At 72.0% G+C, this 20,786-nt stretch carries 18 protein-coding genes; 9 read left to right on the top strand and 9 right to left on the bottom strand.

Going from position 1 to position 20,786, the window contains the following annotated elements; all coding sequences use genetic code 11:
* Positions 1-17 precede the first annotated feature (17 nt).
* Both SCNRRL3882_RS02565 and SCNRRL3882_RS02560 read left to right on the top strand, forming a co-directional pair.
* Complete coding sequence (locus SCNRRL3882_RS02565) at positions 18-617, top strand: CGNR zinc finger domain-containing protein (RefSeq protein ID WP_010033041.1); 600 nt, start codon at positions 18-20, stop codon at positions 615-617.
* A 59-nt stretch (positions 618-676) separates the two neighbouring features.
* Positions 677-1,174, top strand: a complete 498-nt coding sequence (locus tag SCNRRL3882_RS02560) for a hypothetical protein (protein ID WP_010033043.1) — start codon at positions 677-679, stop codon at positions 1,172-1,174.
* Between the two features lie 77 nt (positions 1,175-1,251).
* On the opposite strand, the gene SCNRRL3882_RS02555 is transcribed toward SCNRRL3882_RS02560, so the two are convergent.
* Positions 1,252-2,391 carry an aminoglycoside phosphotransferase family protein gene (locus SCNRRL3882_RS02555; protein WP_010033044.1) on the bottom strand — a complete coding sequence of 380 codons (1,140 nt, stop codon included), beginning with the start codon at positions 2,389-2,391 and terminating at the stop codon, positions 1,252-1,254.
* Positions 2,392-2,625: 234 nt separating this feature from the next.
* Here SCNRRL3882_RS02555 and SCNRRL3882_RS02550 point away from each other — a divergent pair, with 234 nt between their 5' ends.
* Complete coding sequence (locus tag SCNRRL3882_RS02550; RefSeq protein WP_010033045.1) at positions 2,626-4,119, top strand: hypothetical protein; 1,494 nt, start codon at positions 2,626-2,628, stop codon at positions 4,117-4,119.
* Positions 4,120-4,124: 5 nt separating this feature from the next.
* On the opposite strand, the gene SCNRRL3882_RS02545 is transcribed toward SCNRRL3882_RS02550, so the two are convergent.
* Both SCNRRL3882_RS02545 and SCNRRL3882_RS02540 read right to left on the bottom strand, forming a co-directional pair.
* Complete coding sequence (locus tag SCNRRL3882_RS02545; protein WP_010033046.1) at positions 4,125-5,528, bottom strand: PP2C family protein-serine/threonine phosphatase; 1,404 nt, start codon at positions 5,526-5,528, stop codon at positions 4,125-4,127.
* A 270-nt stretch (positions 5,529-5,798) separates the two neighbouring features.
* Positions 5,799-6,893: a hypothetical protein gene (locus tag SCNRRL3882_RS02540; protein WP_010033047.1), complete on the bottom strand. Its 1,095-nt coding sequence runs from the start codon at positions 6,891-6,893 to the stop codon at positions 5,799-5,801.
* Positions 6,894-7,176: 283 nt separating this feature from the next.
* On the opposite strand from SCNRRL3882_RS02540, the gene asnB reads away from it, so the two are divergent.
* Positions 7,177-9,018 (top strand): asparagine synthase (glutamine-hydrolyzing), encoded by a 1,842-nt coding sequence (gene asnB / locus SCNRRL3882_RS02535; protein ID WP_010033048.1) that lies wholly within the window; start codon positions 7,177-7,179, stop codon positions 9,016-9,018.
* Positions 9,019-9,042: 24 nt separating this feature from the next.
* Here asnB and SCNRRL3882_RS02530 read toward each other — a convergent pair whose 3' ends face one another.
* Positions 9,043-10,614 carry an alpha/beta hydrolase gene (locus SCNRRL3882_RS02530; protein ID WP_010033050.1) on the bottom strand — a complete coding sequence of 524 codons (1,572 nt, stop codon included), beginning with the start codon at positions 10,612-10,614 and terminating at the stop codon, positions 9,043-9,045.
* A 272-nt stretch (positions 10,615-10,886) separates the two neighbouring features.
* Here SCNRRL3882_RS02530 and SCNRRL3882_RS02525 point away from each other — a divergent pair, with 272 nt between their 5' ends.
* The gene (locus SCNRRL3882_RS02525) at positions 10,887-11,549 is read left to right on the top strand and encodes a chaplin (RefSeq protein ID WP_086012456.1); all 663 of its coding nucleotides are present in this window, start codon (positions 10,887-10,889) and stop codon (positions 11,547-11,549) included.
* A 52-nt stretch (positions 11,550-11,601) separates the two neighbouring features.
* Here the strand turns inward: SCNRRL3882_RS02525 and SCNRRL3882_RS02520 are convergent, their stop codons facing one another.
* The 3 genes from SCNRRL3882_RS02520 to SCNRRL3882_RS02510 form a co-directional block, all read right to left on the bottom strand.
* The gene (locus SCNRRL3882_RS02520) at positions 11,602-12,336 is read right to left on the bottom strand and encodes an N-methyltransferase (RefSeq protein WP_010033053.1); all 735 of its coding nucleotides are present in this window, start codon (positions 12,334-12,336) and stop codon (positions 11,602-11,604) included.
* A 6-nt stretch (positions 12,337-12,342) separates the two neighbouring features.
* Complete coding sequence (locus SCNRRL3882_RS02515) at positions 12,343-16,620, bottom strand: aminotransferase class I/II-fold pyridoxal phosphate-dependent enzyme (RefSeq protein WP_010033055.1); 4,278 nt, start codon at positions 16,618-16,620, stop codon at positions 12,343-12,345.
* 175 nt (positions 16,621-16,795) lie between these two features.
* A complete protein-coding gene (locus SCNRRL3882_RS02510) occupies positions 16,796-17,281 on the bottom strand; it encodes a nucleoside deaminase (RefSeq protein ID WP_010033057.1) in 486 nt (161 codons plus the stop codon).
* Positions 17,282-17,397: 116 nt separating this feature from the next.
* Here SCNRRL3882_RS02510 and SCNRRL3882_RS02505 point away from each other — a divergent pair, with 116 nt between their 5' ends.
* Both SCNRRL3882_RS02505 and SCNRRL3882_RS02500 read left to right on the top strand, forming a co-directional pair.
* On the top strand, positions 17,398-18,183 hold the full coding sequence (locus tag SCNRRL3882_RS02505; protein WP_010033058.1) for a GNAT family N-acetyltransferase: 786 nt from the start codon (positions 17,398-17,400) through the stop codon (positions 18,181-18,183).
* Between the two features lie 54 nt (positions 18,184-18,237).
* The gene (locus tag SCNRRL3882_RS02500; RefSeq protein WP_010033060.1) at positions 18,238-19,161 is read left to right on the top strand and encodes an NAD-dependent epimerase/dehydratase family protein; all 924 of its coding nucleotides are present in this window, start codon (positions 18,238-18,240) and stop codon (positions 19,159-19,161) included.
* 88 nt (positions 19,162-19,249) lie between these two features.
* Here the strand turns inward: SCNRRL3882_RS02500 and SCNRRL3882_RS02495 are convergent, their stop codons facing one another.
* Positions 19,250-19,513, bottom strand: a complete 264-nt coding sequence (locus SCNRRL3882_RS02495; protein WP_010033061.1) for a GlsB/YeaQ/YmgE family stress response membrane protein — start codon at positions 19,511-19,513, stop codon at positions 19,250-19,252.
* A gap of 127 nt (positions 19,514-19,640) precedes the next feature.
* The gene (locus tag SCNRRL3882_RS02490; RefSeq protein WP_010033062.1) at positions 19,641-20,081 is read right to left on the bottom strand and encodes an SPW repeat protein; all 441 of its coding nucleotides are present in this window, start codon (positions 20,079-20,081) and stop codon (positions 19,641-19,643) included.
* A gap of 226 nt (positions 20,082-20,307) precedes the next feature.
* Between SCNRRL3882_RS02490 and SCNRRL3882_RS41035 the strand changes: the two genes are divergently transcribed.
* Entirely contained in the window at positions 20,308-20,484 is a 177-nt protein-coding gene (locus SCNRRL3882_RS41035) for a hypothetical protein (RefSeq protein WP_010033064.1), read from the top strand.
* A 158-nt stretch (positions 20,485-20,642) separates the two neighbouring features.
* A complete protein-coding gene (locus SCNRRL3882_RS42555; protein ID WP_350710819.1) occupies positions 20,643-20,726 on the top strand; it encodes a putative leader peptide in 84 nt (27 codons plus the stop codon).
* Positions 20,727-20,786 lie beyond the last annotated feature (60 nt).

Raw genomic sequence — 20,786 nt, 5'->3', positions numbered from 1 at the left:
GGCCTATCATTAGGCCCATGCGGGAACCGATCAGCAGGGACGCCCGGCTCGCCCTGGAGCTGGCCCTCACCATCCGGCACGACGGCAACGGCGGTGTCGCCGACGACCTGACCGACCCGGCAGGCCTGACCGCCTGGGTCCGGACACACTCCGAGGCCCTGCCGGACGCCGGCCGTTTCACGGCCGACGCCGCGCAGCTCGCCACCGTCCGCGACCTGCGGGCCGCCGTCCGCGCACTCTTCGCCCGCGCCGTGCGCCCCGGCGAGCCGAGCCCCGCCGACGCGGCCCGTCTCCTGCCCGTACCCGAGGCCGTACGGCGCCTCAACGAGGCAGCCGCCCGCACCCCCACCGTGCCCGTCCTGAACTGGCCCGAGGGGACCGGACCCGAGGTCCGTCAGCGGCCCGTACGCGGCGGCGACGACCTGACCTCCGCCCTCGCGCACGCCGTGATCGCGTTCCTCGCGAGCCCCGACCGCGACCGGCTGCGGGCCTGCCGCGCGCCCCGCTGCGTGCGGTACTTCCTCAAGGACCACCCGCGCCAGGAGTGGTGCAATCCGTCCTGCGGCAACCGCGCCCGGGTGGCCCGCCACCACCGACGGCACCGGACGACGGCGTAGGGCCGATCGGGTCGCCGCCCTCGCGACACTTCGCAGGCCGGGCCACGTACCATGGCGGCATGTCGTTCCTCCGCCGCCGCAGCGCCACGCCCGCCGGGCCCGACTTCGACGTACTGGCCATGGACCCGGGCGACTGGCCCGGCAACCTCGGTGCGGGACTGCTGCCCGCGCCCGACGGCACCTGCCAGGGCGTCTTCCTGCGTTACGACCTGTTCGGCGGCCGCGGTCCCGCGATGATCATCGGCAACCTGCCGGAGGGCTCCCCGGCCCGCGAGGTCCCCGAGGGGCAGGTCCCCTTCGAGGTGGCGCAGCTGCTGCTGGCCCTGGAGAACGACGAGGAGGTCACCGTCGTCGGCACCGAGGACGTGCCGGTGATGCAGGGCGACAACCTCCTGATCGTGCGCCGCGTCAAGCTTTCCGAGGGCCGCATCTCCTGCGTGCAGTTCGACCGCAGCGACAACGTCCTGGTGACCATCGCCGCCTGGGACCGGCCCATCACGGACGACCTGTACGCCCTCCTCAAACCGCTGCCCGCCGAGCTGTTCCAGCAGGGCTGAACCGAAGGGCGGCGCGCCGCACACACGAAGGGGCCGCTGTGTGCCTGTCCAGGCACACAGCGGCCCCTTCGTCCCCGTCAGCGAGTGCCGACCGCCGCGCGCACGGCCCGCCGGGCCATCTGACAGTCGTCGTGCAGCCGCCGCAGCAGCAGCCGCTGCTCCTCGCCGGACGGCGCAGCACCAGGGTGGGCCGTACCCGGTGCCGCCGGGGTCGTGTCGTGCATCGAACGCTGCACGGCCGTCTCGTACGTCCGGATCTCCCGGGTCAGCACCAGCATCAGGTTCACCAGGAAGGCGTCCCTGGACGCCGGTCCCGCCGACTGTGCGATCTGGCTGATCTGACGACGGGCGACCGGCGCGTCCCCGAGCACCGACCACAGCGTCGCCAGGTCGTACCCCGGCAGATACCAGCCCGCGTGCTCCCAGTCCACCAGCACTGGACCGGCCGGTGACAGGAGGATGTTCGACAGCAGTGCGTCGCCGTGGCAGAACTGGCCCATGCCCTGCCGCCCGGCCGCCTGCGCGATGCCGTGCAGCAGTTTCTGGAGATCGCCCAGGTCCCGGTCGGTGAGCAGGCCCAGCTCGTGGTACCGGGAGATCCGGGCGGCGTAGTCCAGCGGGGCGTCGAACGTGCCCGCCGGCGGCCGCCAGGCGTTCAGCCGGCAGATCGCGCCGAGTGCCGCCCTGATGTCCGCCCGCGGCGGCGCTTCGGCCGGGTGCCGCTGGAGCGCCGCAACCCGCCCCGGCATCCGCTCGATCACCAGGGTGCAGTTGTCCGGGTCCGCCGCGATCAGTCTCGGCACGCGCACCGGAGGGCGGTGCCGGACGAACGAGCGGTACGCCGCTATCTCGTGGCGGATCCGCTCGGACCAGGCGGGGGAGTGGTCCAGTAAACACTTGGCGACGGCCGAGCTGCGACCGGTCGTGCCGACCAGGAGCACGGACCGCCCGTTGCGGCGCAGGACCTGCACCGGGGCGAACTCCGGGCAGATGCGGTGCACCGACGCGATCGCCGTGCGCAGCTGCGCGCCCTGAGGGCCGGACAAGTCGAGTCTCCCGCTGAGCGGTTGGGTGCCGAGGACCGCGCCGCGCCGCGCCCTGCCCGCACCGAGCACGGGGGCCGCCGGCCGCGCGGGGGCGAGGTAGGGGCCGCTGTCCGTGGGACGGGGGTGCAGCGACCGGGGCGGTGCGGACACGGAGGACGATGCTGCGTACATGGGCGAGACAGATCCCTTCGTGTGCCTGCGACGACAGCGCACCACCCGGCCCGGACTCCCGGGAGCACCCTGGGGAATGTCCCTGCGGCGACCGGGTCGGGGTGGCGCGTTCCTACCTGACACCCGATGACCAGTGGCACACCATCTGGCGCACCCTGGCGAACCCTGGCGAATAGTCGCCCGGCAAGTCTCCCCGGGCTACTGTCAACTCAGCCGAGAACCTGGGGGCTTGACGTGAGCGGACAACCCAACACCCGGCTCGCGGACCTGTTCGGCCTGGCCGGCTGGTCCAAGGGCGAACTCGCGAGGCTGGTCAACCGGCAGGCGGCGGCCATGGGCCATCCCCAGCTGGCGACCGACACCTCCCGGGTGCGGCGGTGGATCGACATGGGAGAGATCCCGCGCGATCCGGTGCCGCGGGTGCTGGCGGCTCTGTTCACCGAGCGTCTCGGCCGTGTCGTGACCATCGAGGACCTCGGTCTGGTCCGGCACGGGCGTGCGGGGAAGCGGCAGGGCGGCGGGAGCGCGGAGTCTCCCGACGGAGTGCCGTGGGCGCCCGAGCGGACCGCCGCGGTCCTCACCGAATTCACGGGAATGGACCTCATGCTCAACCGACGCGGCTTGGTGGGCGCGGGCGCCGCGCTCGCCGCGGGATCCGCACTCAGCAGCGCCATGTACGACTGGCTGCACACCGACCCTGCCCTGACCGCCGACGCTCCCGACCTCGACCATCCCCTGCACGCCGACCCCGCTGGGTTCGACCGCTACGAGGCCGCCCCCATCGGGTCGCAGGAGATCGAGGAACTGGAGCGCTCGGTCGAGGTGTTCCGCGCCTGGGACGCGGCCCGCGGCGGCGGGCTCCAGCGCAAGGCCGTGGTGGGCCAGCTCAACGAGGTGGGCGGCATGCTCGCCTACCGTCACCCACCCCATCTCCAGCGGCGCCTGTGGGGCGTCGCCGCCAACCTGGCCGTCCTCGCGGGCTGGATGTCGCACGACGTCGGCCTGGAGCCCACGGCCCAGAAGTACTTCGTCATCGCCGCGCACGCGGCGAGAGAGGGCGGGGACCGGCCCCGCGCGGGCGAGGCACTCTCCCGTGCGGCCCGCCAGATGGTGCACCTGGGCAAGCCGGACGAGGCCCTGGACCTGATGAAGCTGGCCACGTCCGGCTCCGGTGACGAGGTGCTGCCCCGCACCCGGGCGATGCTCTGCACCATCGAGGCCTGGGCACAGGCCTCGATGGGCAAGGGCCAGGCCATGCGCCGCACGCTCGGGCAGGCCGAGGACCTGTTCGTCTCCGACAAGGCCGACGTACCACCACCGGACTGGATGCAGACCTTCAAGGAGGAGGATCTCTACGGCATGCAGGCCCTGGCCTACCGCACGCTCGCCGAGTTCGAGCCGGACGCGGCCGCGCATGCCCAGCACTACGCCGAGAAGGCGCTCGCCCTGCGGGTCGACGGCCGGCAGCGGTCGAAGATCTTCGACTATCTGTCGATGGCCTCGGCGTGCTTCATCGCGGACGACCCCGAACAGGCCGACCGGTACGCGCGACTGGCACTGGTGTCGATGGGCTCCAACTCCTCCCATCGCACCTGGGACCGGCTGCGCCAGATGTACCGGCTCACCGCCCAGTACTCCGGCTACCCGAAGATCCAGGAGCTGCGGGAGGAGATCAAGCTCGCCCTGCCGAAGACGAAGGGCAGGGGCGGCAACAACGCACAGGCCTGAGTTTCCTATGACGTGACCTTGGCGACGAGCACGCAGGCGTTGTCCGCGCGCTCGCATTCGCCGAACTCCTGGACCACCGTCCGTACGCAGTCCTGTGCGGTGGCGGTCCCGGTCAGCCGCGGCGCCAGGTCGAGGAGGAGGTTCGAGGCCGCCGTTCCGGTGTGCCCGGGTACCAGCCCGTCGGTGTGCAGGAGCAGCAGGTCGCCCACCTCGAGGGTCTCTTCGGTCTGCCCGTAGACGGCGCCCGAGGTGGCGCCGAGCAGGACGCCGTCCGGTGCGTCCAGCACACGCCCCGTCCCGTCGCGGAACAGCAGCGGGGCGGGGTGTCCGGCCTGCGCCCACACCAGGGTGCGGGTCCCGGGGCGGTAGCGGCAGCAGACGGCGCTGCCGAGGGCGGGTTGCACGGTGGCGTCGAGTAACTGGTTCAGCCAGGCCATCAGCCGGCCGGGCGGGGCGCCGGCCATCGCCATGCCGCGTACGGCACCGAGCAGCATCGTCATGTTCGACGTGACACCGACGCCGTGTCCGGTGAGGTCGCCGACGCTGAGGAGGGTCTCGCCGTCGGTCAGTTCGAGCGCGTCGTACCAGTCACCGCCGATCGGCGTGTTCGTGGCCGCCGGCAGGCGCCGGGCCGCGAGGTCGAGGGTCCTGGGACCCCGGTGCGGGAGCCGCAGGGAGCCGAGCCACGGCGGCAGCACGGCCTCCTGCAACTCGACCGCGAGCCGGTGCCCGGTCCGTGCGTCCTGCCCGTCGGGGAGCGAGTCACGGGTCTCGCTCACCGCCCGCTGGCTGCGGCGCAGTTCGCTGACGTCCCGCAGCACGGCCCACATCGAGGCGGTGCTGCCGTCCGTGTCGAGCACCGGTTCGCCCATCATGTGCACGGTCCGTACGTCGCCGCCCTGGCGTGCGATACGGAACTCGCCGTCGATGGGCCGGGCGTCGACGAGGCAGTTCGTGACCATCGCCGTCAGCTTCGGCCGGTCCTCGTCGAGCACCAGGGAGGGCAGCTCGTCGAGGGTGAGCGGGGGAGCGGCGGGGTCGCGGCCCAGGATCTGGTACAGCTCCCCGGACCAACTGGCCTCGTCCGTCAGCAGGTTCCACTCCGCGCTGCCGACCCGGCTGAGCAGTGAACCGGGTGCGGGCACGGCGGGTTCCGGGGCCGCCGCGGGCAGGGGGCCGTCCCGCAGCTGGGCCAGGTGCTCGTCGAGGTCGTTGAGCTGGTGCAGGGCCAGGTCGTACAGGGCGCGCTGCCAGCGTCCCCGGGGGTGGTCCGACTCCGCTCCCTCGGCGTCGCGCCGCACGGCGTCCACGTCGCCCTTGAGCCGCCGCGTCTGCGTTATCAGCGCGTCGACCGAGCCGCGTCCGGGCGGCTGGGCGGCTGGGCGGTCCGCGGAGAGGTGGGACGGCATGACGCACTCCGATGCGGGGACGGTACGACCAAGGCGGACGGAGGGACCGTTACGACTGTCGCACAGCCCGCGACGCCCTGTAAGGGATTTGGCAACACACGATACGGTGGTGCTTCTGGCATATGCCACGGTCTCACGGAGTTACTCCGAGGTAGGTGTGGAGCGGCCCCTCCGAAGGGTCAAGTCGTAGATTACACAGGGGGTTTGACGATCCGTCGGGACGGCGGCCCCGGGTGCTGCGCGCGTTCGACGGCCCTGTGTTCGAAGGTGTCAGTACCGCAGGACGCCGGCGATGCCGTCCGCCTCGCCGAGTGTGCCGTCCGGTACGAAGCGGACGTCGGCTCCGGTCTCCAGGCACTGCTCGACGATCTCGTCCACGATGTCCTCACGGGACCCGAGGTCGTCGCTCTCGGCGAGGATCAGATGATCCCCGGCGTCGCTGACCCTCACGCGGTAGTTCTCCTCGACGGCCAGCAGCCGGACGCGGCCGTCCCGGGCGCTCTGCCAGAGCTCGTCGACGCCGGCGGCGAACTCCCGGCGTCCCCGGGCCGTTTCGAGGGCGCGGGCCACGGCGTCCGTGTCCCTGCGGGCCTCCGTCTCGATCACCGGCCGGATGGCCTGCCACACCGACTCGGGTGTCCCGTGCGCGAGGCCGCCGTGCGGGACGTGCACCGCCCCCTTGGTGGCGCTGCCGACCTCGTCCAGCAGGGCGAGGGCGGCCGGCGGGCCGGTGACGTACAGCGGTCGCGGGTGCTCGCGCAGGACGGTGCTCATCGCGGTGTCGATCTCGCGCAGGAACTGGCGGGTGCGCTCCTCCCGGAAGGCGCTCGGCATGTCGCCGACCCTCTCCTGCCGTTCCGGGTCGAAGTTCTCCACGCGGCGGGTCAGCGGGAAGCCGTCGGCGCGCTGCTCGGCGACGCGGTCGACGCCGCCGTTCCACAGGGTCGCGCGGTCGGCGGCGAGCGACAGCACCCAGAACGGCCGCTTGGCCGTCTGGGCGGAGACGAGGTTGCGGGTGAGGAAGGTGTCCGAGAGCACCACGCGTTCGGGCACGGACCGGGCGAGCGACCACACCTGGTGCTCACCGGCGGCGGCGAAGATCACCAGGCCGTCCTCGGCGTGTGTCAGATCGACCTCGGACAGCGCCTGGTCGAGGTGCCGGGCGACCTCGGCCCGTCGTTCGCGGCTGACCGCCGGATCGGCCTCCAGTTGCCGCTTGGCCTCGGCGACCGCATTGCGCAGCCGGACCTGGTCCTGGGCGTTGTAGGGATCGCGCCGGTGGGTCGGCGTCAGCACGGAGACCGCGGGGTACGGGCGCGGGCGCCGCAGCTCGGCAAGGGTCGCGGGACTCAGAACGTGCTCCATGACAGCACGATAGAGCGGATTCACCATGAGGGCATTCGGGGCATTCGGTGCCCCCTGCGGAGTCGTCGTCGTCCGGGAGTTGGGGAAGTTTTTGCCGCTGGCCGATTTTCGACGAGGATCCCCCGTGGTGCGGCGGGTCCGCGGATATTGCGTGTGCAAAGTGTGGCTGGATTTCAGGGGTGGCCGGGGTCGCTCGCGCCGCCGACGAGTTGACCCATGACCGCGGGCGTAACAGGCTCGAAATATAGATGGTTCGTACAACTTATTTGCGGGAGGTACGCGTATGTGCGGCATCACCGGCTGGGTCTCCTACGACCGCGACCTGAGTGCCGAGGCGGCGACCCTCGACGCGATGACCGAGACGATGGCCTGCCGCGGCCCGGACGACCGCGGCGTCTGGACCGAGGGGCCCGCCGGCCTCGGACACCGCAGGCTCGCGATCATCGACCTGCCCGGTGGCCGCCAGCCCATGACCGCCGCCACCCCGAACGGCACCGTCGCCCTCGTCTACTCGGGCGAGGCCTACAACTTCACCGAACTGCGCGGCGAGCTCACCACCCGCGGCCACCGCTTCACCACCGGCTCCGACACCGAGGTCGTCCTGCGCGGCTACCTCGAATGGGGCGACGCCGTCGCCGAGCGCCTGAACGGCATGTACGCCTTCGCCGTCTGGGACGGCCGCACCGACCGGCTCCTGCTGATCCGCGACCGCATGGGCATCAAGCCCCTCTACTACCACCCCACCCCCGACGGCGTCCTGTTCGGGTCCGAGCCCAAGGCGATCCTCGCCAACCCGCTGGCCCGCCGGCGCGTCGGCCTCGACGGCCTGCGCGAGCTGTTCACCATGGTCAAGACCCCTGGACACGCCGTGTGGGAGGGCATGCGCGAGGTCGAGCCCGGCACCGTCGTCACCGTCGACCGCACGGGCGTGCGCAGTCGCGTCTACTGGGAACTGCGCACGCGGCCCCACACCGACGACCGCGACACCACCATCGCCACCGTCCGCTCGCTCCTCGACGACATCGTGCGCCGCCAGCTCGTCGCCGACGTACCCCGCTGCACCCTGCTCTCCGGCGGCCTCGACTCCTCCGCCATGACGGCGCTCGCCGCCCGGCAGCTCGCCGCGCACGGCGAGCGGGTCCGCAGCTTCGCCGTCGACTTCGCGGGCCAAGCCGACAACTTCGTCGCCGACGACCTGCGCGCCACCCCCGACACCCCCTTCGTGCACGACGTGGCCCGGGACGCCGGCACCGATCACCAGGACATCGTGCTGGACGCGGACGCCCTCGCCGACCCCGCGGTACGGGAGAAGGTGATCAGGGCCCGGGACCTGCCGGCCGGTCTCGGCGACATGGACGCCTCGCTCTACCTGCTCTTCCGGGCCATCCGTGAACGGTCCACGGTGGCCCTCTCGGGCGAGTCCGCCGACGAGGTCTTCGGCGGCTACCAGCAGTTCTTCGACGAGGAGGCCCGCCAGGCCGACACCTTCCCCTGGCTGGTGCGCCTCGGCCGGCACTTCGGCGAGGACGCCGACGTCCTGCGCCCGGAGCTGGTCAAGGCCCTGGACCTGGAGTCCTACGTCGCCGACAGCTACCGCTCCGCCGTCGCCGGTGTGCAGCGCCTCGACGGCGAGAGCGACTTCGAGTTCCGGATGCGGCGGATCAGCAACCTGCACCTGACCCGGTTCGTACGGGTTTTGCTCGACCGCAAGGACCGCGCCAGCATGGCCGTCGGCCTGGAGGTCCGGGTGCCGTTCTGCGACCACCGGCTCGTCGAGTACGTCTACAACGCTCCCTGGGCGCTGAAGTCCTTCGACGGCCGGGAGAAGAGCCTGCTCAGGGAGGCGACCGCGGATCTGATCCCGCGGTCCGTGTACGACCGGGTCAAGAGTCCCTACCCGTCCACGCAGGACCCGAAGTACGCGGTGGCCCTCCGGGACCAGGCGAAGGACCTCCTGGCACGGCCGGACCACCCGGTCTTCGACCTCGTCGACCCCGAGCGGCTACGGCAGGTCGCGCACCGGGACACGCCAGTGAGCAGCCAGGCCGCACGCAGGGGCCTGGAACGGACCCTCGACCTGGCGATGTGGCTGGACCTCTACGCACCCGAGGTCCAACTCGCCTGACCGGGGCCTGTGACCGCACCCGGCTCACTCGGTGTCGTGGTCGGAGCCGCAGGAGCTGCCGTCCGGCGGGAGGGTGCCGTACAGCAGGAACGCGTCGACCTTGCGGTGCACGCACTTGGAGGAGCCGTAGCCGGTGTGGCCCTCGCCCCGGTTGTCGAGCACCACGGCCGACGACCCGAGCCGCTCGGCCGTCTCCACCGTCCAGCGGTACGGCGTGGCCGGGTCGCCCCGGGTGCCGACGAGAAGCATCTTCGGGGTGTCGAGGTCCTTGACCTCCTCACGGATGAAGTCGGTGCCCTTGGGGCGGCCGTAGCACATCAGCACCTGGGTGAGCCGGTACCGGCCGAAGACCGGTGATGCCCGCTCGTACCGGGCGCGCAGCCGGCCGAGGTCCCTGCCGACCTGCTCGGCGGCGGGGCGGTCGGGATCGTCCGCGCAGTTCACCGCCATCAGGGCCGCAGGCAGGTTGTCCAAGGGGACGTCCTGCGGGTCGGTGAGCCCGCGGTGCGCCGCCCGCCACGGCGGGTGGGCGACACCCCCGGACGCGAAGGCCTCCAGGCGGCTGGTGTCGCCGTCCTCGAGCAGCTGCGCGACGGCCCGCTGCAGCGAGGGCCACAGCTCCCTGCTGAACAGCCCCTGCGCGAGGGCGCCCGCGAAGTCCTGGCCGGAGAACGCCTCGCCGAAGTCGGTCGGCACCGGGTCCCGGTCGAGCGACTCGACCACCTCGACGACGTGCTCCCTGGCCTCGCGCGGGTTCTGTCCGAACGGGCAGGCGATGTCCTCCGTGCACCAGGCGAGGAAGTTCTCCAGCGCGGTCTGCTGCCCCTGTGCGCTCACCACACCCTGCTCGGACAGCGGCTCGGTGAGGGTGTCGACGCCGTCCAGCACCATCCTGCCGACCTTGTCGGGGAACTGGGCCGCGTACACCGCGCCGAGCCGGCTGCCGTAGGAGAAGCCCAGGTAGTTGAGCTTGCCGTCGCCGAGTGCGTCGCGCATGACGTCCAGGTCGCGGGCGGCGTTCACCGTGCCGATGTGGGGCAGGACGGGGCCCGAGTGCTCGGCGCACTCGGCCGCCGCGCGGCGCAGCTTTGCGAGTACGGCCTGCGGATCGGCCACGGCCGCGACGCCGTCCGTCGCGGCCAGTGGGTCGTCCGAGGCGTTGCCGCAGCTGACCGGCGAGGAGCGGCCGACTCCCCGGGGGTCGAAGCCGACCACGTCGTAGCCGTTCGTCAGGCCCATGAAGTCCTTGCCGGCCACGGCGAGTTGACCCACGCCCTGACCGCCCGGGCCGCCGAAGTTCAGCAGCACCGAGCCCCGCGACCTGCCTGTGGCCCGGTAGCGGGCCAGGGCGAGATCGAGCGTCCCTTCCCCGGGGCGGGCGTAGTCGAGGGGGACGGTGACCTTGCCGCACTGGAGGTCCTTCGGCATGTCCTCGCCCTCGCACGCCGACCACTTGACCTTCTGGTCGTAGAAGCGCGCCAGGCCCGGCACGGGGTCGTCCGCGGCCGGCAGCCCCGCGCCCAGCAGGGCCAGCCCGGCCGCACAGGGGACCGCGCAGCGCCTCACCCAGGGGCGCATGGACAGCTTGGCCAGCATCGATGCCTCCAGGGGCGCCCACAGCGGACCGGGGACCGGCGCCCTCGCTCACCATAAGCGGGCACCGGAGGCCGCGCCTCCGGACGAGCGGGCGGGGGCGGGGGGCCTTATCCTGCGCGGCCGCGTCGCGCATACGAAGGGCTTTACCGCTCGTTCGACAACCGGGCCGCTCGATGGGGTGAAAGGCCGATAAGCCATAACTCGGATCGGCCGTCGGCGTTTTATCTCGTGCGGGTGAGTGCCCGCGACGATGTCTGGAAGGCAGGGAACCTATGAAACGGGTTACCCGAAACGGTGTGATCGCCGTCGCCGCCGCCTCGGGCGCGATGGCCTTGACCGTCCCCGCGTACGCCGGATCCGGAGCGGAGGGCTCGGCGGCCGGTTCGCCGGGGGTGGTCTCCGGCAACACCGTCCAGCTGCCGGTGCACGTCCCGGTGAACGTGTGCGGGAACACCGTGAACGTGGTGGGGCTCCTCAATCCCGCCGTCGGCAACAGTTGCGCGAACAAGGACGACGGGCGGGCCGGCCGGACCGGCAAGCCCGGCGGCGCGGCCGCCGAAGGCAGCGCGAAGGGTTCACCGGGCGTGGTCTCCGGCAACGGCGTCCACCTGCCCGTCGACCTGCCGGTCAACGTCACCGGCAACAGCGTGAACGTGGTCGGCGTCGGCAACGCCTCGACCGGCAACGAGTCCTCGAACACCCCCGGCGACCGCCCGGTCCGCCCCCACCACCCACCGAAGCCGGTCCCGAAGCCGCCGACCCCGCCTCGGCCGCACCCCGCCCCCGAGCCGGCCGCGCACACCGCCCCCCACGCCACCGGCGCCCTGGCCCACACGGGCGCGGACCACGCCCTCCAGACCGTCGCGGCGAGCGCGGCACTGGTGCTGGGGGGAGTCGTCCTGCGCCGCCGGTTCCGCCCGGGGACGGACGACTGAAGGGACGGCTTGGGGCGCGCGCCCTGCCGGAGCAGTCACGGAGGCGGTGCCCTCAGACCGCCTCCGCCACCCCCGTCAGCAGCACCATCCCGGAGTCGCCGTAGTCCGGCAGGGTCGGGTCGGTGTCGATGTGAGTGACGTCCAGGTCGCTGGTCAGAGGGGTGAAGACCTCGGTCACGGTCGCCGGGTCGACCGGGCAGCCGGGCCAGCGGGACGCCGGGCCGATGCGGTACGTCGGCATGTTCTCCATGAACGCGGCGACCAGGTGGCCGCCCGGCTCGACCGTGCGGACGAAGGTGCGGCAGAAGTCGGCGAACTCGGCGAAGTCCTCCGTCGCGCCCTCGGCGACGAAGTGCATCGAGGCGAGTTCGTACGAGCCGGGTCGCAGGGTCCGGACGTCGGCGTGCACGACGTTCACCGGCGCCAGCGCCCCGGCCAGGGTCGCCGGCACATCCGGGTTGAGCCGCCGGCACAGCGCGTGGAAGGGCAGCCAGCTCGCGTCGAGGCGGTGACAGATCTGGTCCTGGAGGTAGGCGACGTTGCCCGCGCCCGCCTCCACGGCGTCGATCCTGCGGCTCACGGCGGACGCGAGGATCAGCGGGTAGAGATTGGGACCCGCCCCGAACTCCACCGAGCGGGCGATGGCGCCGGGACGGAAGCGACGGTAGAAGGCGCTGTGGTGCGCGATGACCGCCGTGTCCGCGGGATGCACCTCGCGGTAGTTCTCGCGGAGATAGTCGGCGACCGGCCAGCGGTCCCAGTCCACGTCGTCGTTGTGCGTCGTCATCGCTCTCTAGCCCTTCGGCCGCAGGGGGAAGCGCTCGGACAGCCGGGTCAGGGTCCCGTTGAGGCGGTCGATGTCGTCGTCCGAGTGGAGCGCCGTGAGCTGGATGCGGAAGCCGACCTGGTCGCGGGGCACCAGCGGATAGGCGGCGAGCGTCACGTAGATGCCCTCCTCCCACAGGTACGCGGCGACCGCGTCCAGGTCCGCGGGGTCCGTCAGCGGGATCTCCACGATGGGCAGCCGGTCCGTGTTGAGGGTGCTCACCCCCAGCTTGTCCAGGTGATCGAGTACCCGGACCGTCGTGCGGTACAGGTCGGCCCGGATGGCGTCGCCCCGCCGCTCGTTGACGTCGAGCCCGGCCAGCGCGGTCGCCAGCGACGCCGTCGGGGACGGCCCCGAGTAGAGATAGGGGCCCGCGGCGGTCTTGAGGTGGTTCTTGAGCTCCGACGGCAGCGCCAGGAACGCGAGCAGCGACGAGTACGCCTTGGAGAAACCCGCCACGAGCACGATCCCGTCGTACGACTCCCCGGTGTGCCGCACCAAGCAGTTGCCGCGCATGCCGTACGGGCAGGTCTCGCCCGGCCCGCGTTCCCCGATCACGCCGAAGCCGTGCGCGTCGTCGACGTACACCGTCGCTCCTTCGGCCCGGCACACCGCGGCCAGCGCGGGCAGGTCGGGGATGTTGCCGCTCATGCTGTTGACGCCGTCCAGGCACACGAGCCGGGGCGTGCCCGGCGGCACCCGGGCCAGCAGCGCGCGCAGCTCGTCGAGCCGCTCGGCGTGGAAGCGGTGCAGGGTGGCGCCCTGCGCGCGGGCCACCACACAGCCGTCGTAGACGGTCCGGTGCGCGGTCGCCTCCACGAAGACGTGCCCGTTCTCGGCCATCGCCGGGATCACCGAGGCGTGCACCAGCGTCAGCGTCGGCAACAGCAGCGTGTCCGGCGCGCCCAGCAGCGCGGCGAGCCGCTCCTCGATGTCGGGGTACAGCCGCGGACTGCCCAGCAGCCGCGACCAGCTGGGGTGCGTCCCCCACTCGCGCACCGCGGGATCGACGGCCTCCATGATCTCCGGATCCCAGTCGAACCCCAGGTAGTTGCAGGACGCGAAGTCGATCAGCCAGTGGTCGCCGCTGCGGATGTGCCGGCCGCGCACCTCGTCGAGGACCGCGTCGCTCATCGGGCTGGTGCGCCGCAGATGCTCCAGATCCGGCCAGCGCGCCGCCCGGCGGCCCCGGGCGGCGTCGAGACGCGGCCGCCACGTCCGGGTCGGCGCGAAGGGGCGGGCGCTCGGCTCCCGCAGCACGTGCGCGCTCTGCTCCACCGTCAGGGGCCGGGCGAAGAGGTACCCCTGCCCGAACCGGCAGCCCATCCCGGCCAGCAGGTCCCGCTGCGCGGTGTCCTCGATGCCCTCCGCGATGACCTGGAGGCCCAGGGTGTCGGCGATCCGTACGATGCCCTCGACCAGGGCGACCTGCTGGGCGTCGTGGGCGATGTCGTCGATGAACGACTTGTCGATCTTCAGCACGTCGATGGGGAAGTCCCGCAGATAGCGCAGTGAGGAGAAGCCGGTGCCGAAGTCGTCGACCGCGATGCGCACCCCGAGTTCCTTCAGCGTGTGCAGCACCGTCTGGAGGCGGTCGTCGCGGTGCAGCAGTACCGTCTCCGTCAGCTCCAGCTGCAGGGAACCGGGCTCCAGCCCGGGCGTGCTCAGCGCCCGCTCGACCTGCTCGACGAAGCCGGCGTCACGGAACTGGCGGGCGGAGACGTTCACACTGACGTACGGCGGACGGGCGGGGCCGGGCAGCCGTTGCAGGTCCGCGATGTCGTTGACCGCCTTCTCCAGCACCCACGATCCCAGTGGCGCGATGTGCCCGGTCTCCTCGGCCAGGCTGATGAACTGGTCGGGCGCGACGGGCGGCCGGTGCTCGTGCGGCCAGCGGACCAGGGCCTCGAACCCGACGACCTCGCCTCCGGTGATGTCCACGACGGGCTGGTAGCGCAGCGCGAACGACTTGTCGGCGATCGCCTGCGCCAGCTGGGACTGCAGGTCGTGTCGCTCGACCATGCGGCTGCGCAGCAGCGGCCTGAAGCGGCGCCACTGCCGCTTGCCCGCCGCCTTCGCGGAGTACAGCGCGAGGTCGGCGTGCCCCAGCAGCTCCTCCGCGTCCGTGCTGTCGCGCGCGGTGGCCACACCCACGCTGGCGGACACCGTCACCGACTCTTCGGCCAGGTCGAACGGCCGCCCCAGCGTCTGGATCACCTGGGCCGCCAGCAGCTCGGCGTCGAGCGGCTGCCGGGCGTCCTCCATCAGCACGGCGAACTCGTCCCCGCCCAGCCGGGCCGCGGTGTCGGTCCGCCGCAGCGCCCGGGACAGCCGGTTGCCGACGGCGATCAGCAGCTGGTCGCCCGCCCGGTGCCCCAGCGTGTCGTTGACCAGCTTGAAGTCGTCCAGGTCGATGTAGAGCAGACAGGTCAGGGACGACTCGCGGCGGCCGCGCAACAAGGCGCGTTCGATCCGCTCCAGCAACAGCGTCCGGTTGGGCAGACCGGTCAGCGAGTCGTGGAAGGCCCGCTGTGTCAGCTCCTGCTCCAGCCGCCGCTGCTCGGTCACGTCCCGCAGCGTCACCACCAGGCCGGACACGGTCTGCTCGTCCCGGAAGTCGCTGCACCGCACCTCCACCTCGACACGCCCTTCCTGGCGCCGCACCCACCAGTGGTCGTGTCCGGCCCGCGCGCCCCTCTCCCGCACGGCGGCCAGCTCCCGCGCGGCCCGCTCCCGGTCCCCGGGATCCACCAGCTCCGGCAGCGGGACGCCGACGAGGTCGTCGGTGCCGAAGACGGACCGCGCGGACGGGCTGGCGTACCGGATCCTGTCGTCGTCCTCCAGGATCAGGATGACGTCGGAGGCGTTGCGGACCAGGGTGCGGAAGTACGCCTCGTTCTCCCGCCGGACGACCTCCTGGCGCAGCGTGACCCGCTCCATGGCCAGGCCCGCGTGCGACGCCAGGATCTCCAGCGAGCCCCAGGTCTCGCTGAGCTGCCGCTCGGGGGCGGCGACCAGCAGGACACCAGGGACGCCCCCGGCCGGACGGTCGGGCCGGGTCATGGGGCAGACCAGGACGGAGGGCAGGCCGTCCAGTCCGGCGGCGACGCCGGGTTCGAGGGCGGCCGGGCTCACCACGTGGGTGCCGTGCGCGCCGAGGTTCCCCGCGCGATCCGTCGGCAGCAGCAGGGTCCGGTGCGGTACGTCCGGCCCCAGCAGCCGGTCGACCGCCGCACGGCAGGACTGGTCGACCTCCTCCTGCCGGAAGGCCGAGACCAGCGAGGCGGCGGCCTCGCGCAGTGCGAGCTCCCGCGTCACCGCATGGCGATGGGCCACGACCATTCCCGCCAGCCGGAGTATCACCAGCAGGAACAGCACGCCCGAGAAGACCGCGATCACGGCGGCGTCCCGCGTCTGCCGGCTCAGCCCCTCGTACAGCAGGATCCCCGGCGCGATGAGCGTGGTCACGGTGAGCAGGACCAGCCGGCGAGGCGGCGGCAGCAGGGACATCCGCTGTGGCACGGACGCGGTCAGCGCGACCATCGAGGGATGCAGGGCGGCCAGGCCCCAGGCGGTGTAGAAGGCGATCCAGCCGAGGTCCAGCGGGGTGCCGGTCTGCCACATGTCCTTCAGTTGCAGGATCCCGTACGCGATGTCGAAGCCGAGCAGTGTCACGGTGCCCACCACCAGCAGCCGCACGGCCCGGTTGGGCCCGTCGAGCGGACTCGGGGTCAGCAGCCGGGCCAGCAGGGCCAGTACGAGGACATCGCCGAGGGGATAGGCGATGCTGGTGGCGCGCTGCTGCCAGGTCAGCCCTTCCACCACCGTCAGCGGCTGCACCACGTACACCCACACGGGCAGTGCGAGGCCCGCGGTGATGATCAGCGCGTCGAGCAGGCTCGGCAGGTCACGGTCGGCCCACCGGTGGCGGACGAGCCCCGACAGCCCGACCGCGAAGAACAGGTAGGTGGCGAGGTAGCAGGCGTCGGCGGGGGAGGGGAACGGATTGTCGGCGCCGAAGTACTCCTCCACCACGTTGTAGTACGTGTCGCCCGCGATGAAGGTGAGCAGTCCGCCGGCCAGGACCCACCAGGGCCACTGATGGGCGGGCCGGTGGACACGAATGCCGGTCACCACGGCGACGACGCCCGCCAGCCCGATGGCGGCCCACAGGGCGGGGTCCGCCGCCGGGACGGTCATGTACACGACGGTGGCGACCGTGACGAGGGCGATGTGGGCGGCCATCAGCCGACGTGCTGACAGCAAGGACACGCGCCTCCCCCCGTCGGGGAGACCGAGGCGTACGCCTGGCCTGTTGAATTCGATCGTAAGTTTGACCGCGCGCCCCTGCATCTCGGGCGGCCGGCCTCACGAAGCCCCGGTGGGGGCGGCCCCGGCAGGCCGGGACCGCCCGGGTGTCTCAGTCGCGTCCCCGGTGGAACCGCACGTGCAACTGCCTCACCCGTTCCGTCAGCTCGGGCACCGGTCCGTCCACGACCACACCCGGTGCGACCTCGTGGACGGGGAGTGTGCGCACCGGCGGCGCGGCGACCCCCAACTCGCTCAGCCAGGATGCGAGTTGTTCGGACGAGGCCACGTAGACGATGCGTCCCAGACCGACCCAGGCGTGCGCGGCCGCACACATCGGGCAGTGCTCGCCGGAGGTGTAGACCGTGGCCGCCGCCCGCTCCTCGGGCGTGAGACGGGCTGCCGACCAGCGCGCCAGTTCGAACTCGGGGTGCCGCGTGCGATCACCCGAGGCCACCCGGTTGTGGTCCTCGCCGAGGACCGTGCCGTCCCCGCCGACCAGGACCGAACCGAACGGCTCGTCCCCGGCTTCGAGCGCCTCCGCCGCGAGCTCCACGCAGCGGCGCAGGTACGGCAGTTCCGCGTCCTTCACGACCATGGTGCCGGGCCCTTCCTGGTGACGACGTGATCAACAGGACTGTACGGCCGCCGGGGCGTTCGGCCGCACCCGTAAAACGCGTTGTCCGGCCGCCCGGCGCGTGCTGGGGTGTGCCCATGACTCATGTCGATCACACCGCGCTGCTCACCCTGTTCGACCGTGAGCTGCGCGAGGGGGCGCGGCCGGACGGCCCCGGCGTCCGCGTCGAGCGGACCGGCGGCGTGGTGCGCCAGGTCGCCACCGCGCAGGGCTGGAACGGCGTCCTGTGGTCCGCCCTCGACGAGGCGGCGGTGGACGCGGCGATCGCCGAGCAGATCGCCCACTACACCCGGCTCGGCCTCGACTTCGAGTGGAAGCTGTACGGGCACGACCGGCCGGCGGACCTCGGGCAGCGGCTGCTTGCGGCCGGGTTCAGGCCCGAATCCGAGGAGACGCTGATGATCGGCGAGGTCGCGACCCTCTCCCTGGACGCCGAACCTCCCGAGGGCGTCCGCGTCGTGCCGGTCACCGATCCGCGGGGCGTGGATCTCGTGGCCCACGTCCACGAGAAGGCGTTCGGCGCGGACAGCGCCTGGCTGCGCGACCAGCTCCTCGCCCGGCTCTCGGATGACCCGGACACCGTCGTCGCCGTCGTGGCGATGGCCGGCGACGAGCCGGTGAGCGCGGCCCGCATGGAACTCGTGCCCGGCACGCGGTTCGCCGGCCTCTGGGGCGGCGGCACCGTCGAGGGCTGGCGCGGCCGCGGCATCTACCGCACCCTGGTGGCCCACCGCGCTCACGCCGCCGCGGCACGCGGCTACCGCTACCTCCAGGTCGACGCCTCCAGCCAGAGCCGCCCCATCCTGGAACGCCTGGGCTTCACACCGCTCACCACGACGACGCCGTACGTCTACACGCCGTAGCAGGCCGCCCCGCCTGGATGTCACATCCGCGCCCGTCCGATCCGTCGCACGGTCATGACGACGATCCAGAAGAACCAGAGCATCCTCCTCGCCGGCGCGAGCGGCGTCCTCGGACGGCACGTCACCCGCGCCCTGACCGAGGCGGGCCACAAGGTCACCGGACTCGGGCGGGGTCCGGACAACGGCGTCCGCGCCGACCTCATGGACCGCGACGCGCTGCTGAGCGCCGTCGACGGACACCACTTCGACACCGTGATCCACGCCGCGACCGCCCTGCGCAAGCCCCCCATGCGTGACCGCGACATGTTCGCGACCGACGCGCTGCGCACCGAGGGCACGGCCCACCTCGTCGAAGCGGCCCGCGTCACCGGTGCCCGACGCTTCGTCGTGGAGTCGATGGTCTTCGGCTACGGCTACGGGGACCACGGCGACCGCCCGGTCACGGAGGACGACCCCTTCGGCCCACGGGGCACGACCCCGCAGCTGGAGCGGCACATCGCGGCCATGCGGACGAAGGAGCGGCTGGCCTTCGAGACGGAGGCGCTGGAGGGCATCGCGCTCCGCTTCGGCCTCTTCTACGGCCCCGGTGGCACCGAGGCGCTGCTGCCCCTGCTGCGCAGGCGGCAGCTGCCAGTGCCCGCCGACCGCGGTCGGGTGCTGCCGTGGGTGGAGCTCACCGACGCGGCCCGCGCGGTGGTCGCGGCGGTGGAACGCGGCCGCCCCGGGCAGGCGTACAACATCGCCGACCGCACCCCGCTCGGCTTCCGCGCCCACGTCGAGAACGTGGCCGGGGCGTTCGGACTGCCGAAGCCGATGACCGTACCGCTGTGGCTGATGAGACCGATGTCGTACGCGCACACCGTGATGTCTTCGCGGCTGGTGGTGTCCTGCGCCAAGGCGGAACGCGAGCTGGGCTGGACGCCGCTGTACCCGTCCAGCCGCGAGGGGCTCGCCGCGCTGCGGTCGGCGAGCCCCTGATGCCGGGTGCCGGGTGTCATTCTGTGTCGCACGTGTGCATGGGCTGAACCGTTTGTGGCTGTCGCTGCGCGGTCGCTGTCCTGCGCCGTCAGCGGCGTGCCTTCGAGCGGTCCAGTGCGGCGACGCCGAGCGCGGCGAGGCCGATCTGGATGAGCCACTCGACCCAGTCGACACCCTTGGTGTCGGCGACGTCGAACGCGGCGGCGATCGCGGAGCCGACCAACGCGGCGATGATGCCGACGAGGATCGTCCACAGGATTCCGATCCGCTGACGGCCCGGGACCACGAGCCGGCCCAGGACGCCGATGACGATGCCGATCACGATGGCACTGATGACGCCGTCGATCTCCATCTCCGCCCCTCTTCTTCAGGTCCCCCGCTGTAGTGCTTGTGCCCCCTGACGGACGGGACACTCCGGTGCGGACATGGAGAGGCCGGTCCGGGGCGCGGACCGGCCTTCGGTTTTCCCTGCGGTGGGTCTAGGGCCTCGTGGAGGCCTTTGCCGCAGTGCCGGCGCACGCCAGACCCAGAATCACGGCCAGTGCACCGATGATGATGTTGTTCCACACGACGCCGGCGTCCGGGCTGTCACCGACGACCCACGGCGAGATGATCATCCACACCCCGAGTGCGCACATGGCCCAGCTCAGGCCGTACATGCGCTCCGGAGCGCGAGTGAACCCGAGCGCCAGCAGACCGATCGCGATACCCATGATCAGGTTGTGCGTCACGAGCGGCGGCTGGCTGGTCGTGTAGTGGACTATCCACGGGGAGGCCGCGCAGTACAGACCGAGCAGGAACACCGGTCCGTCCACGAGCGCCACATCGCGACCACCGAGCACGCGGGCGTACCGATCCCGCATCTCGGAGGCATCAGGGTGGCTGGTTATGTCACCTCTGGTGGGCGAGACGTTGGCCATGACTCGTCTCCTTCGTCTTGCAGGGCGACCGCGGCTGGTGAGGTATGCGGTAAGTGCCGCGTAAGCCCATTCTGCTCTTATTTTTCCTTTATGTGTAGAGGTTGGTAGAGGCGTGGACTTCTACCGGGCGGTACATGTCCGGGGGGATCGGGGGCAAGCGGATGTGTACGACAGTGACCGATCGACGTCGCCGGCAGGCGGCGCGGGACAGGGGAGGGCAGCGGACGTGTCTGCGGCCATCGGCGCGAAGGTGTTGGAGCGGTTCCCGGCGGGAGCTCCGCGCGGATCATGGCCGGCGGAGGAGTACGCGGCACGCCGCCGCGCCGAGGGCGAGCCCGCCACCGTCGTGATGGACCTGGAGTCGGACGCCTTCCTCGTGGTGGTTCCGTCGGACGAGGACTGAACGGCATCGACGGCCGAAATCCCGGAAATCAAACAGTCCGAGAACCACCGTCCGAGATCACCGTCCGAAATCCACAGTCCCGAAAACCATGGTCCGGGATGCGAGATGAGCCGCGATTTCCTTGACGGCCGTCGTCTCCCGCTGCCACGATCCATGGCATGACCATGCGACTGGACCTCACGCGGCGACGCCACGTCGACCTCGCACGCGTCTCCAGCGCTTCCTGTCGCGCCGCAGCCTGAGTCTCCCGGCTCGCCGCTTCTCCCCACCGCCGTATTCGCCGTCGGCCGAACACCGCCGCG

Source organism: Streptomyces chartreusis NRRL 3882, from assembly GCF_900236475.1.
GTDB classification, from domain to species: domain Bacteria; phylum Actinomycetota; class Actinomycetes; order Streptomycetales; family Streptomycetaceae; genus Streptomyces; species Streptomyces chartreusis_D.
This window is presented reverse-complemented; position numbering and strand designations above follow the sequence as displayed.